This is a genomic window from Actinomadura sp. NPDC023710, assembly GCF_040639875.1.
Classification (GTDB): Bacteria; Actinomycetota; Actinomycetes; order Streptosporangiales; family Streptosporangiaceae; genus Spirillospora; species Spirillospora citrea.
In genome coordinates, this window is record NZ_JBFAGB010000003.1 from 322,694 (window position 1) to 335,887 (window position 13,194).

The following is a 13,194-nucleotide window of genomic DNA, read 5'->3' on the forward strand; positions in this document are numbered from 1 at the left end:
ATGAACGAGAAGGAGTGAAGATGACCGTCACAGTCGCACATCCGGCGCTTGAGCCGGGACGAGTCGGCGGGCTGAGCACGTCCAACCGCCTGGTGGTGGCGCCGATGACACGGGTCTCGGCCGCGCCGGACGGCACGGCGACGCCCGAGATGGCCGAGTACTACGCCGAGTACGCCCGCGGCGGCTTCGGCCTGGTCATCACCGAGGGGGTCTACACCGACGCCGTCTACAGCCAGGGCTATCTCAACCAGCCGGGCCTGGTGTCGGAGCGCCACGTGTCCGCCTGGCGAGAGGTCACCGCCGGCGTGCACGAGGCCGGGGGCTCCATCGTGGCCCAGTTGATGCACGCGGGCGCGCTGTCGCAGGGCAACCCCTACCGCGACGACACCGCGGGGCCGTCGGCGGTGGTGCCGCAGGGCGTCAAGATGCCCGAGTACGGCGGGCACGGCCCTTGGGCGGCACCCCGGGAGATGAGCCCGGACGACATCAGGCAGGCCGTGGACGGTTTCGTCGCCTCGGCGGTGAACGCCGAGCGCGCCGGGTTCGACGGTGTGGAGGTCCACGCCGCCAACGGCTACCTGCTGGACCAGTTCCTCACCGACTACACCAACCTTCGTGAGGACTCCTACGGCGGGCCGATCGCGGCCCGGGTGCGCCTGACGGCGGAGATCGTCGCGGCGATCCGCGCGGAGGTGGGGCCGGACTGGTGCGTCGGGGTCCGGGTGTCGCAGACCAAGGTGAACGACTTCCGGTACCGCTGGCCCGGCGGCGCCCACGACGCGGAGGTGATCTTCGCCGCGCTGGCCGAGGCGGGCGCGACCTACCTGCACGTCGCGAGCGAGGGGCGGAACTGGCTCGACTCCGCGCGGCTGGACCGGGGGCTCACCGTCACCGGCCTGGCCCGCCGGGTGAGCGGCCTGCCCGTGATCGCCAACGGCGGGATGCACGACGCGGACCTGTCGGCGCAGGTCCTGGCGGACGGCCATGCCGACCTGGTCTCGGTGGCCAGGGCCGCGCTGGTGAATCCCGACCTGCCGCGCCGGCTCGCCGAGGGCAGTGCGCCCGTGTCCTTCGACCATGCGATGCTGTCGCCGATGGTCACCCTGGACAACGCGCGGCGCTGGCGGCTGGCGGCCGGTGCGGACGCCTGATCCGGCGGCCGGGGGCGAGGGGAGGAACGGGGACATGGCCGGAAGCTGGCACGGCGGGGCCGCCGCCGTGGTGGCCCTGGGCTTCGACGTGGACGCCGAGACGCCGATCCTCGCCCAGGGCGGCCGGTACGCCGCGCACGCGAGCACCATGTCCCACCAGGCCTACGGGCCGGACGTGGGGCTGCCCCGGATCCTCGGGCTGCTGGAGGAGATGGAGGTCCCGGCGACGTTCTTCGTGCCGGGCTGGGTGGCCGAGCGGCGCCCGGGGCTGGCCGCCTCCATCGTCGAGCGCGGACACGAGGTGGCGCACCACTCCTACGCCCACCGTCCGCCCACGTCGATGTCCCCGGAGGAGGAGCGCGCGGACTTCGAGCGCGCCCTGGAGGTGTTCTCAGGGCAGGGCATCGAGATCGCCGGGCACCGGGCGGCGCTGTGGGAGGCGTCCTGGACGACGGCGGAACTGGTGGCCGAGCACGGCCTGCGCTACGACTCGTCCCTGATGGGCGACGACCGGCCCTACCGGGTGCCCACCGCGGCGGGCGAGATCGTCGAGCTGCCGGTGCACTGGTCGCTGGACGACTGGGAGCAGTACGCCTTCCTGCCCGCACCGCACGTCGGGGCGGTCATCGAGTCGCCGCTCAAGGTGCTGGAGCTGTGGCGCACGGAGCTGGACGGCATGCGGCAGTACCGGTGCCTGTTCAACCTCTGCGTGCACCCGTTCCTGTCCGGGCGTCCGGGCCGGGCGCTGGCCCTGCGCCGGTTCATCGAGTACGCGCGGGAGTGCGGAGACGTGGCGTTCGCCCGGTGCCGGGACGTGGCGGAGGCGGCGTTCGCCGACCCGGACGTCCGGCCGCGGCCTCATCGTCCGCCGCAGGTGGACCCGGACGTCCACCCGCACTGACCGCCCGCACCGGCCCGCGGACGGGCGTCAGACCATGTCGGCGGCCTGGAGGGCCAGGAAGAGGTCGACGCGGTCGGCGGTGCGGGAGGTGTCGCGGCCGGTCAACTCGCTGATCTTGGCGAGCCGGTTCCGCAGCGTGTTGACGTGCACCCGGAGGGCGGCGGCGGTCGCCTGCCAGTGCCCGTCGTGGTCCAGGAACGCGCGCAGCGTGGTCTCCAGCTCGCCGCCCCGCCTGGCGTCGTGCTCGCGTATCGGCGCGAGCACGCCGTCCGCCAGGGTGCGCAGAGCGACGGCGTTCTGCGTTCCGAGCAGGAGCCGGTGGGGGCCGAGCTCGGCGAAGGTCCGGACGGCGGGCCCGGAGCCGCCCCGCCGCAGGGTGCGGCAGACCTCGCGGGACCTGATGAGCGGTTCGCGCAGCCCCGCCGGCCCCCGGGCGGTCCCGCCGAGGCCCACGACCGCGCGGTGGCCGGGGAACCGTTCCCCGACGGCGGCCGCGAGGCGCTCGGCGAGGAGCGCCGCCTCCCGCTCGCCCTGCCGCCACGACAGGACGGCCACCACGTCCTGCGACCCGGCCGCCACCACGACCGGGACGCCGGCGGCGACGAAGAACTCGCCGATCACCTCCGCGAGTCCGGGCAGGGTGGCCTCCGGGCCCGCGAACGCCGCCGTCCACACCGCGAGCGGCCCCTCGGGGTCGACGCCGAACGCGCGCAGCCGGCCGGGGACCTCGGCGTCGCGGCTGCCGCCCGACAGCACCATCTCCAGAAGCTCGCTGGCGAACCGCAGCTCGATCGCCTGCACGGCCTGCTGCTTGGCGACCTCCAGGCTGAGGAAGCGCGCCGCCTGGTCCAGAGCGTCCTGTTCGACGCGCGTCAGCTCGCTCACCGGGCGCAGGCAGATCAGCGCAGCGTCCACGTCGCCGACCGCGCCGACCAGGTACAGCGCGGCCCGTCCGGCGGCGCCGAGGTCGAGTTCCAGGGGCGGCGGGCGACGGGTCAGCCCCGTGGCGACCGTGTGGAGCTGGGCGGCGTCCAGTTCCGTCCCCGCCGAGGCCAGCAGGCGGCCCATCCGGTCGATGACCGCGAGCGGCAGCTCGTGGTCGCGGCGCAGCACCCGCAGGACGCCGGACGCGCCCGCGCCCCGCGAGATCGCCGTCGCCAGCGCGTCCCCCCGGCGCACCATGCCGACCAGCGCGCCCTGGCGCTCCTCGGTGTAGCGGGTGGCGACCGCCTCGGAGATCGCGGTGAACGGCACCGCCGCCGCGATCTCCAGCAGGGGCACGCCCGCGTCGCGGCAGGCGGCGACCAGATCCTCCGGAGTGGTGGGACGCTCCGAGCGCAGGCCGAACACGATGCCCGCGGCCTGGGCCCGCTGGACGTTGGCGACGAACCCTGAGGCCGCGATCCGGTCGTCCCAGAGGCCGTTGGTCAGCACCAGCTCGCGCCGCCGCACGTAGCCCGAGGGGTCGGGCAGCTCGGTGTTGTGGACCCAGGCGGCCGGCTCCTCCAGGGCTCCCGGCGGACCCGGAACCAGGACGCTCAGACCCAGCGACTCGTCTTCCAGCAGGGATGCCAGCGTGAACACCCTGTAAATCTATCCACCCAACACGGCCGACGATAGAGGTTTCTCTACTTCTGGACGAGAAGACACGATGCTTTGGTGTGCTGTACGTCACGGACGGAGGAACCATGTCCAGCAACGAATCCGCACACCAGATCCTTGCCGCCGAACCGGTTCGCTTGGAAGAACCGGTCCGTTTCGACGAACACGGCATCGACCCCATTCCGGCCTCGGCGCGCGACTCCACGCCGTGGCAGCAGTTCTGGATCTGGTGCGGGGCCAACATCGCGCCGATCAACTGGGTGCTCGGGGCGCTGGGGGTCACGCTCGGCCTGAGCCTGGTGGAGACCCTGGTGGTCGTCACCCTCGGCAACCTGGTGGGCTGTGCGGTGTTCGGGCTGTTCAACGTCATCGGCCACCGGACCGGCGTCAACCAGATGGTCCTCGGCCGCGGGCCGTTCGGCCGGCGCGGCGCCCTCGTCCCGGGCCTGGTGCAGGGGCTGCTGACCATGGGCTGGGTCGGCGTCAACACCTGGGTGGTGCTGGACCTGGTGATCGAGATCCTCGCCCAGGCGGGGGTGCACGGCGGCGCCGGGCTGCGCTACCTGGTGGCCGGGCTCATCATGGCCGCCCAGCTCGTCCTGGCCCTCTACGGGTTCTATGCGATCCGCACGTTCGAGAAGTACACCGTCCCGGCGACCGTGCTGGTCATGGTGGTCATGACCGGGCTCGCCCTCGGGCAGGCCGACCTCCACTGGACGACCGCCACCGCCGCCACCACGAGTGACAAGTTCACCGCCGTGACCCAGCTGCTCACCGCCATCGGCATCGGCTGGGGCATCAGCTGGCTCCCCTACTCCGCCGACTACAGCCGCTTCGTGCGCCCGCGGGCTTCGGACCGGTCGGTGTTCTGGTCCACCGCGCTCGGGATGTACGTCCCCACCGTGTGGCTGGCCGGGCTCGGCGCCTGCCTGGCCAGCGCGGGCGACGGCGGCGACCCGTCCAGCCTGGTGACCGGCGCGTTCGGGGTCATGGCCGTGCCGGTCCTGCTACTGATCATGCACGGGCCCGTGGCGACCAACATCCTGAACCTGTACTCGTGCTCGCTCGCCGCGCTGTCGGTCGGCATCCGGGTCGCCCGCTGGAAGGTGACGCTGGTGGCCGGAGCGGTGGCGTCCGCGGTGCTGGTGGTGTTCGTGCAGGCCGACAGCTTCGCCCAGGCGTTCGACCACTGGATGGCGTCCATCCTGGTGTGGATCAGCCCTTGGGCGGCCATCGTCCTGGTCGACTTCTTCGTCCTGCGGCGCGGCCGGATCGACGTGGCCGCCCTCTACCGGGACGGCGGCGCGAACCCCCGGGCCCTGAGCAGCCTCGGGGTCGGGCTTCTGGCGGCATGGGCATGGCAGTTCGGCACGGTGCCCGCACTGCAGGGCCCGATCGCGCGGGCACTCGGGCACACCGACTTCTCGTGGCTCTCGGGCGGCCTGGTCGCCGGCGGGCTGTACTACGCCCTGGAACGCCGGGCCCACCGGAAGGCCCGCCAGGCCGCCCCGGTCGAGAAGATCTCCTGACGGGAAGCCGCGCCTTCCACGGTGAGCCGCCGACGCCATCGCGCCGGCGGATCACCGTGTGCGTCCGCCCATGCGCGGACCGCCGGGATCGACCATCCTCAAAGGGCCAACCATGTTTCCTGCGCGCCAGGTTGGCGCATGGCGGCCCCCCGGGACTGGGAAGGAAACAGGCGACCTCGCTCGTGGAAATATCGCTCGCCCGCCTCTAAAATCGAACATATGATCGAGTGAGCGAGACGGACTCTTCGAGCAGGGGCCGACCCTGGTCGCCCGCCGGGCCGGCAGGACCTTCGACGTAAGGCGGACATGCCGATGGCGTTCTCCCCCGAGCTGCTCCCAGCCGCCGTCCAAGCGATCAGCAGCGCCCCCTCCCGCCAGCATCCCGTCGTCATGATCACTTGCGCCCCCGACGGGCGGCCCCTGGTCTGCGTGCCGGACTGGGGGGAACTCCACGTCCTCGACGACCGGCACCTGCGCGTGGCGGTCTGGCCGTCCGGCCCCACCGCGGCCGACCTGGACAGAGGCACGCCCGTCCTGTTGATCGTCACCGCCCTGTCCGACGTCTACCTCGTCCAGGCCACGGCCCGCCGCCTGGAGAACGCCGCCATGGTGTGGGCCCACTACGAACTCACGATCACCTCGGCGCGCCTGGCCGACCGAGGCACCGCGCCGCGCCTGCCCTCCGCACGGGACGCCGAGGACACCACGGAGTACCTGACGCAGCGCCCGCCGGGGCGCGACGCGGCCTTCGGCAGAAAGACCACCGCGAACAGAACCCGCCACCGCCACCCGGCCCAGCGCTCCCCCTGGGCCCGCCCTCCGGAGCCCGACGGAAAGGCGGATCACCGGCACACCGAGCGCGCACACCCGTGACCGGACGACCAGCGGCCGCGGCGCCCACGCCGCGGCCGTCGACGGTGCCCTCCGCGCCGCCGGGTCAGGTGATGTTGGAGGTTCGGGAGTCCCAGTAGGGGGCGCGGAGTTGGCGTTTCAGGGTTTTGCCCGAGGGGTTGCGCGGGATCTCGGTGAGCCGGTCGAAGCCCCTGGGGGTCTTGTAGGCGGCGAGGTGCTCCCGGCAGAAGTCACGGAGTTCGTCGTCGGCGGCCACGCCGCCTGGCGCCAGGACGATGGCGGCGTGTACGGACTCGCCCCATTCGTCGGACGGGACGCCGAACACGGCCGCGTCGGCCACGGCCGGGTGGGCGGTGAGGACGGCCTCGATCTCGGCCGGGTAGATGTTCATACCGCCTGAGATGATCATGTCGGTGCGGCGGTCGCAGATGTAGTAGAAGCCCTCCTCGTCGCGGTAGGCGATGTCGCCGACGGTCAGCCATTCGCCGCGGCTGGCGTCCTGGAACTTGCCCTCGGCCTTGTAGTAGGCGTTGAAGGTGCCGGTGCCGCGCACGTAGAGGTCGCCGGGCACGTGCGGTTCCCCGACGGGGCGGCCGTCCTCGCCGAACAGCGCGATCTCGACGCCGGGGGCTGCGCGGCCGCAGCTTCCGGGCTTGCGCATCTGGTCCTCGGGGCGCAGGACGGTGTCCACGCCGAGCTCGGTGGAGCCGTACACCTCGAACAGGGAGCCGTCGCCGATCAGGTCGACGTACCGGCGTTTGAGCTCGAAGGGCCACGGGGCGGCGTTGGCGATGACGCGCCGCAGCGAGGAGAGGTCCCTGCGGCGGATCGTCTCCGCCGGCAGGTCCACCACGCGGCGGATCGGGGTCGGCGCGGAGAACGTGGTCGTCACCCGGTGCCGTTCGACCAGGTCCAGCCAGCGTTCGGGGTCGAAGTCGCGCATCACGACCACGGTCCCGCCCATGAGCTGGACGATGAGCATGAAGCTCATCGGACCCGAGTGGTAGAGCGGGCCGGTGGTGAGGTAGACGTCGCCGGGTTCGAAGCCGATCTCGCCGACCAGTCCGAGGACCAGGGCCGGGTCGGGCTCGCCGCGCACGACGCCCTTCGGCTTGCCGGTCGTCCCGGAGGTGTAGAACATCGAGGTGCCGGCCGCCGGGTCGGCGCCGCGGGCGACGGGCTCGGTGTCGGGGCTCCGTCCGGCCAGGGCGTCGAGCGAGGAGGCCCAGTCCGGCGGCGCGGAGCCCCAGGCCAGCCAGGCGCGGACGCCGGTCGCCCGGACACGGGCCGCTTCGAGCTGGGGAGCCTGCTCGGCGTCGAACACCACCAGCGCGGCGTCGGCGTTCTCGACGACGTAGGTCGTCTCCTCCGGCGTCAGGCGGTAGTTCAGCGGGACGCCGACGGCCCCGCACTTGCGCAGGGCCGAGATCAGCGCGACGACCTCGGTGCTGTTGCGGCCGCACCACACGACCTTGGTGCCGGCCCGGACGCCGTGCTCGACCAGCAGGTTGGCGTACCGGTTCACCAGGGCGTTGAACTCGGGGTAGGTCAGACGGCGCTCGTCCTCGACGACCGCGATCTTCGAGGGGGCGACGGCGGCCATCGTCGCCAGCGGATCTTCGTCGGGCATGCTGATCGACCTCCTGCGGGGTTCACATGGGCCGGTGCGCCAGGGCGCGCTCCAGCCGCTCCTGGGCGCGGGCCGCCTGCCGGGCGCGGTAGGCGATCGGCATGTAGCGGACGCGTTCGGGCAGCAGCGGCGTGCCGCGGCCGATGACCTGCCCGACCAGGCGCAGCCTGCGCTCGTCGGCCGCGGTCCACCGCAGGCCGAGCCTGTCGCGCGCCTCCGCCGGGAGGGTGCCGACCGTGATCAGCCGTCCGAGGCGTCCGGCGGCCAGGCTCAGGGGGGCGACGGCCGGACGCAGCGGCCCCGGCACGTTCGGCGGCACCTGGTCCATCTGCGCGAGCACCTCGTGCGCCACCTTGTGGGGGACGAGAGTGTTGGCCACCATGTCGTCGAAATAGACCCAGTAGTCGGGGATGCTCTTCGGCAGCATCCTCTCGGGCACCTGAAGGATCCTCCCGAGCTGGAGGAACTCGTCGAAGATCTGCTGTTCCTCCTCAGGAGCCAGTGGGGCGGGCGCGAAGTACTTGGCCGCGGTGACGGCGGCGTAGAAACCCGTGAGGTGGACCCACGCCCACGGTTCGGCCGACAGCGCGTGGTGGCGCCGCCCCTCGTCGTCGACGGCGCTGAGCGGCTTGTGCATCTCGCGCAGCCGCCGGCCCTCCTCGATGGCGGTGCGCCCGCCGTAGACCCAGGTCTGCACCGAGGCGAAGCTGCGCGCGGCGCGGCCCAGGGGGTCGGTGCGGAAGCTCGACAGCCGGTCGACCACGGTACCGATCGCCGGGTGCATCACCTGGAGGATGAACACGCTGTTTCCCGCGATCGCCGACGTGTAGAGCCCTATCTGCTCCCACAGCAGCGAACCCGGCCCGAACGGCTCAGGATCGCCGCGGCGCTCCCGCTCGGCCTGTGGGCTCGCGGGCGTCCCATCGGTCACCGTCATCGGCGCGACCTCCTGACGAAACGACTCCTGTAAGCTAAACGCGAATAAGAAGTCGCTTACAAGTCGCGTTTTGAAGGGAACCTCCGGTGACGCGCTCACCTGGGCTTTCACCGCGCAGAACCCCCTCCCAGGACCGCTCGCGCCGCACCGTCGAGCGCATCCTGGAGGCCGCCACTCGCGTTCTGTCCGAGCACGGGTACGACGGCGCCTCCACCAACAGGATCGCCAAGGCGGCGGGCGTCGGCAACGGATCGCTGTACCAGTACTTCCCCAACAAGGACGCGATCGTCATCGCGGTGCTGGACCGCTTCGCCGACCGCCTCGCCGACCGGCTCGGCGAGGAGATCGAGGCCACGATGCGCCTGCCGTGGCAGGAGGCCGGGCGCGCGCTGCTGGACGTCCAGATCCGGCTGTTCGAGGAGAACGCCGACCTGCTGCGCATCGTCGTCGAGCAGGTGCCGCGGCTCGGGCCGTTCGACAAGCTCGCGGCGCTGCAGCGGCGGCTGACCGACCTGGTGCGCGTCTACCTCCTGCTCAACCGCGCCGAGTTCCGGGACGACCTCGACATCGACGCCACGCTGTGGATCATCACCGAGACCGTCGGCCTGCTGTCCATCAAGTACGTCCTGGACCGGCCTCCCATCCCGCACGAGCGGATGGTCGACGAGCTCGCCGAGCTCGTCATCGGCTACATCCGCGGCTGACGCGCCGGAGCGCCCCATCGCGGCCGCCCGCCCCAGGAGTTCTGTGACGTCCCGTTGGTTGCGGCCGTGCTGGCAGGGCAGGGCACGCCTGTGAGCACGAGCGCACTGATCGTCATCGACATGCTGAACCCCTACGACCACCAGGACGCGGCCGCATTGGCCGAGAGCGTCCAGGAGGTGGTCGAGCCGCTGCGGCGCCTGCTGGACGACGCCCGAGGGCGCGACGACGTGCGCGTCCTCTACGTCAACGACAACTACGGCGACTTCTCGGCCGATCGGAAGGACCTCGTCGACCGCGCCCTGAACGGGCGGCGGCCCGACCTCGTCGAGCCCGTCGTCCCGGAGCCCGGCTGCGGGTTCATGTCCAAGGTCAGGCACAGCGCCTTCTACGGCACAGCGCTGGAGTACCTGCTGTCCCGCGAGAAGGTGGAGCGGGTCGTCCTCACCGGCCAGGTCACCGAGCAGTGCGTCCTCTACAGCGCGCTGGACGCCTACGTCCGGCACTTCCAACTCAGGGTGGTCCGGGACGCGGTGGCGCACATCGACGCGGACCTCGGCGACGCCGCGCTGCGCATGATGGAGTCGAACATGCGCGCCGAGATCGTCAGCGCCGACCGATGCTTCTGAGGGGACGTCCCGCGGCGCGGGCAGGACGTCCCCTGACGGTCAGCGAACGTCGACGAAGTCGTCGAAGGACTTCTGGCGGTCGAAGTTGCTCGTGCCGGGGAAGTAGGCGCGCCAGTAGCCGTCGCGCTCGGCCTTGAACGCCTTGCGGAAACGGCCGTCGCCGGCGGTCTTAGCCGATCCCATGTAGGCCCAGGAAGCGGAGCCCTTGGGAAGGAAGTAGACGCGGATCGCCTTGCCCGGATACGCCGTGTACCCGGTGCCGGGATTGTTGAGCCGCTTCAGGCGGCCGGACACGGTGATGGGACGGCCCGCGCGCACGGGCTCGGGCGCGGCGTTGCCATTCTGGATGGCCGTGTCGTACTTCTCGTACCAGTAGTCCTCACGACTTCCCAGGGCCTTGCCCTTCCGGTCGTAGGCGATGACGCGAACGCGCCATTTCCCGAGGTCCTCGACCTGGTTGGGGCACCCGACGCCCCAGCCGACCTGGCGTCCGGGCAGGATCTTCCTGTAGACCAGCGGCGACGGGATCCGCCCGTCGGGGGCGATCAGATAGGCCTTGGAATAGGCGACCGCGGAGCCTTCGGTGCCCCACACCCACACGTCCATGGCGCAGGACTTGTTGTATTCCCCCTTTCCTACGGAGAGGTGCTTCGGCACCTTGACGTGGAACTGCGGCGACTCGGCTTCGGCAGCGGTGGCGCCGCCGGCGAGCACACCGGCGGCCAGGCCCAGCGCGAGGGCGCCGGACACGATTCTGGGAGGCATTCGACGTACCGTCCTGTCTGGTCTGGACGGAAACGATCATGCCAGTTCTCCGGGCGCCGGCGGGCTGGTTCGGTGCGGGAGCAGGGGTGGTCGGTCGGGCGCCCGGGACGGGCCGCGATCGGCGCGTTCCAGGGGCTTGCGGGGCGGCGGACGGGTGGTTACGGTGCACTGGTGTTTTATAGGAAAGTTTCCTATTAGATCACCGCGCGACCGACTCGGGGTTCGGGGGATTCCCGCTCGTCCACGTCTCCTACCCGGGAGTGACATTGCGAAGAAGAAGGCTTCTCCCCGGTTTCCTGCTCACCGCCCTCTGCTCCCTCCTGCTCGCCCTGCTCGTCCCCGTCCAGGCCGGCGCCGCCGCCTCGGTGACGGCGACCTTCGCCAAGGCCTCCGACTGGGGCTCGGGGTACGAGGGCAGGTACACGATCAAGAACGACACCGCCTCCGCCGTCACCGGCTGGAAGGTGGAGTTCGACCTGGCGTCCGGCTCGTCGGTCGGGACCTACTGGGACGCGCTGCTCACCAAGACCGGGCAGCACGCCGCGTTCGCCAACCGCGAGTACAACGGGAGCGTCGCCGCCGGCGCGAGCGTCACGTTCGGCTTCATCGTCAACGGGACCGGGGCGCCGCAGAACTGCACGATCAACGGCGCCTCCTGCACGGGCGGCGACACGCCTCCGCCCGGCGCGCCCTCCGCGCCCGGGGCGCCGACCGTGACCGCCAGGACCGACACCTCGCTGACGCTGACGTGGCCGGCCTCGTCCGGGACGGTCACCGGCTACCGCGTCTACGAGGGCACGGCGGTCAAGGCCACCGCGACCGGGACCGGCACCACCATCAGCGGGCTGACCGCCTGCTCGGACCACACCTACACGGTGAAGGCGTACAACACCGCCGGCGAGTCGGCGGCGAGCGGCCCGATCACGGTCACCACGACCGGCTGCACGGAGCCGCCGCCCGCGAGCCGGCGCGCCGCGCCCTACCTGTACCTCGGCTGGGGAGACCCGCCCAGCCCGTCCACCGTCATGGGCGCCACCGGGATCAAGTGGTTCACGATGGCGTTCATCCTGTCCAGCGGCGGGTGCAACCCCGGGTGGGACGGGCAGCGCCCGCTCAAGGGCGGGGTGGACGAGCAGGCGATCTCGCAGATCCGGGCGGCCGGCGGTGACGTGCTGCCGTCCGTCGGCGGCTGGTCGGGCAACAAGCTCGGCCCGAACTGCTCCACGCCCGAGGCGCTGGCCGGCGCCTACCAGAAGGTCATCGACGCCTACGGGCTCAAGGCCATCGACATCGACATCGAGAACAGCGACGAGTTCGAGAACGCGGCCGTCCAGGACCGCGTCCTCGGCGCCCTGAAGATCCTCAAGCGGAACAACCCGGGTCTGCAGACGATCCTGACGTTCGGCACGACCACCACCGGGCCGAACTACTGGGGCAAGCGGCTCATCGACCAGGCCGCGGCGCTGCAGGCGAACGTGGACGTGTTCACGATCATGCCGTTCGACTTCGGCGGCGGCGCGGACATGTACGGCAGCACCGTCAACGCGTCCGAGGGCCTGAGGACCGCGCTGACGTCGGCGTTCGGATGGTCGGACGCCACGGCCTACTCGCACATGGGGATCTCCGGCATGAACGGCCTGTCGGACCAGCAGGAGCTCACCTCGACCGCGACGTGGACGAGGATCCGCGACTGGGCGAAGTCCAAGGGCCTGGCCAGGCTGGCGTTCTGGTCGGTCAACCGGGACCGGCCCTGCCCGGGTGGCGGCGTCGCCGAGAACTGCAGCGGCACCGACCAGCAGCCCTGGGAGTTCACCAAGATCACGGCAGGTTTCTGACCGGCCCGCCGGCGGCCCGCGTCCCGGCTCGGGGGGCGCGGGCCGCGCCCGCATCCGGCCCGCCCGGATAGACTTGCCTCATTTGTTGTCTTAAACGATTCGCGTTTGTGAGGGAAGGTTCGGCGCCATGACCGCGTCCCAGACCCCGTCCACCGCCGAGGAGCTGCGCGGCGCCGGCCTGCGGGTGACGGCCGCCCGCGTGGCCCTGCTGGACACCGTCCGGGCCGGCGACCACCTCGGCGTCGAGGCGCTCGCCGCGGGCGTGCGCGACCGCGTGGGCCACATCTCCCTCCAGGCGGTGTACGAGGCGCTCCACGCGCTGACCGCGGCGGGGCTCGTCCGCCGGATCGAACCGGCCGGGAGCCCGGCCCGGTTCGAGGGGCGCGTCGGCGACAACCACCACCACCTGGTGTGCCGGGACTGCGGCGCGATCAAGGACGTCGACTGCGCCGTGGGGCACCCGCCCTGCCTGGACCCGGTGGACGACGCCGGGTACCGCATCGACGAGGCCGACGTCACGTTCTGGGGCCTGTGCCCGGCGTGCCGGACGGTCGCCGGCTGACGCCGGTCGCACCCGCGTCTCCCCCGAAACGGCGTCCGGGCCGGCCGCCGCCCCCGGAAAGCGGCCCGTCGAAATGTCCAGCGGCGCCCGCGCCATGTC

General features: G+C 71.8%; 12 protein-coding genes. 8 read left to right on the forward strand and 4 right to left on the reverse strand.

Features of this window, described 5'->3' with window-relative positions; genetic code table 11:
- The first annotated feature begins 20 nt into the window (after positions 1-20).
- Positions 21-1,151 carry an NADH:flavin oxidoreductase gene (locus AB0H37_RS05570; protein WP_179836908.1) on the forward strand — a complete coding sequence of 377 codons (1,131 nt, stop codon included), beginning with the start codon at positions 21-23 and terminating at the stop codon, positions 1,149-1,151.
- 34 nt (positions 1,152-1,185) lie between these two features.
- Entirely contained in the window at positions 1,186-2,052 is an 867-nt protein-coding gene (locus tag AB0H37_RS05575) for a polysaccharide deacetylase (protein ID WP_360611601.1), read from the forward strand.
- A 27-nt stretch (positions 2,053-2,079) separates the two neighbouring features.
- On the opposite strand, the gene AB0H37_RS05580 is transcribed toward AB0H37_RS05575, so the two are convergent.
- A complete protein-coding gene (locus tag AB0H37_RS05580) occupies positions 2,080-3,636 on the reverse strand; it encodes a helix-turn-helix domain-containing protein (protein WP_329086884.1) in 1,557 nt (518 codons plus the stop codon).
- Positions 3,637-3,740: 104 nt separating this feature from the next.
- Here AB0H37_RS05580 and AB0H37_RS05585 point away from each other — a divergent pair, with 104 nt between their 5' ends.
- Together AB0H37_RS05585 and AB0H37_RS05590 are read left to right on the forward strand one after the other, a co-directional pair.
- Positions 3,741-5,183, forward strand: a complete 1,443-nt coding sequence (locus tag AB0H37_RS05585) for a cytosine permease (protein ID WP_360611603.1) — start codon at positions 3,741-3,743, stop codon at positions 5,181-5,183.
- A gap of 312 nt (positions 5,184-5,495) precedes the next feature.
- Complete coding sequence (locus tag AB0H37_RS05590) at positions 5,496-6,056, forward strand: hypothetical protein (RefSeq protein WP_360611605.1); 561 nt, start codon at positions 5,496-5,498, stop codon at positions 6,054-6,056.
- 64 nt (positions 6,057-6,120) lie between these two features.
- Here AB0H37_RS05590 and AB0H37_RS05595 read toward each other — a convergent pair whose 3' ends face one another.
- A complete protein-coding gene (locus AB0H37_RS05595) occupies positions 6,121-7,665 on the reverse strand; it encodes an AMP-binding protein (protein WP_360611607.1) in 1,545 nt (514 codons plus the stop codon).
- Between the two features lie 22 nt (positions 7,666-7,687).
- The gene (locus AB0H37_RS05600) at positions 7,688-8,602 is read right to left on the reverse strand and encodes an oxygenase MpaB family protein (RefSeq protein WP_360611609.1); all 915 of its coding nucleotides are present in this window, start codon (positions 8,600-8,602) and stop codon (positions 7,688-7,690) included.
- Between the two features lie 86 nt (positions 8,603-8,688).
- On the opposite strand from AB0H37_RS05600, the gene AB0H37_RS05605 reads away from it, so the two are divergent.
- Together AB0H37_RS05605 and AB0H37_RS05610 are read left to right on the forward strand one after the other, a co-directional pair.
- Positions 8,689-9,306, forward strand: a complete 618-nt coding sequence (locus AB0H37_RS05605; protein ID WP_329086874.1) for a TetR/AcrR family transcriptional regulator — start codon at positions 8,689-8,691, stop codon at positions 9,304-9,306.
- A gap of 90 nt (positions 9,307-9,396) precedes the next feature.
- Entirely contained in the window at positions 9,397-9,933 is a 537-nt protein-coding gene (locus AB0H37_RS05610; RefSeq protein WP_360611611.1) for an isochorismatase family cysteine hydrolase, read from the forward strand.
- Between the two features lie 39 nt (positions 9,934-9,972).
- Here the strand turns inward: AB0H37_RS05610 and AB0H37_RS05615 are convergent, their stop codons facing one another.
- A complete protein-coding gene (locus AB0H37_RS05615) occupies positions 9,973-10,698 on the reverse strand; it encodes a hypothetical protein (RefSeq protein WP_360611613.1) in 726 nt (241 codons plus the stop codon).
- 266 nt (positions 10,699-10,964) lie between these two features.
- On the opposite strand from AB0H37_RS05615, the gene AB0H37_RS05620 reads away from it, so the two are divergent.
- Positions 10,965-12,533 carry a cellulose binding domain-containing protein gene (locus AB0H37_RS05620; protein ID WP_360611615.1) on the forward strand — a complete coding sequence of 523 codons (1,569 nt, stop codon included), beginning with the start codon at positions 10,965-10,967 and terminating at the stop codon, positions 12,531-12,533.
- A gap of 127 nt (positions 12,534-12,660) precedes the next feature.
- On the forward strand, positions 12,661-13,095 hold the full coding sequence (locus tag AB0H37_RS05625) for a Fur family transcriptional regulator (RefSeq protein WP_329086866.1): 435 nt from the start codon (positions 12,661-12,663) through the stop codon (positions 13,093-13,095).
- The last annotated feature ends 99 nt before the right edge of the window (positions 13,096-13,194 follow it).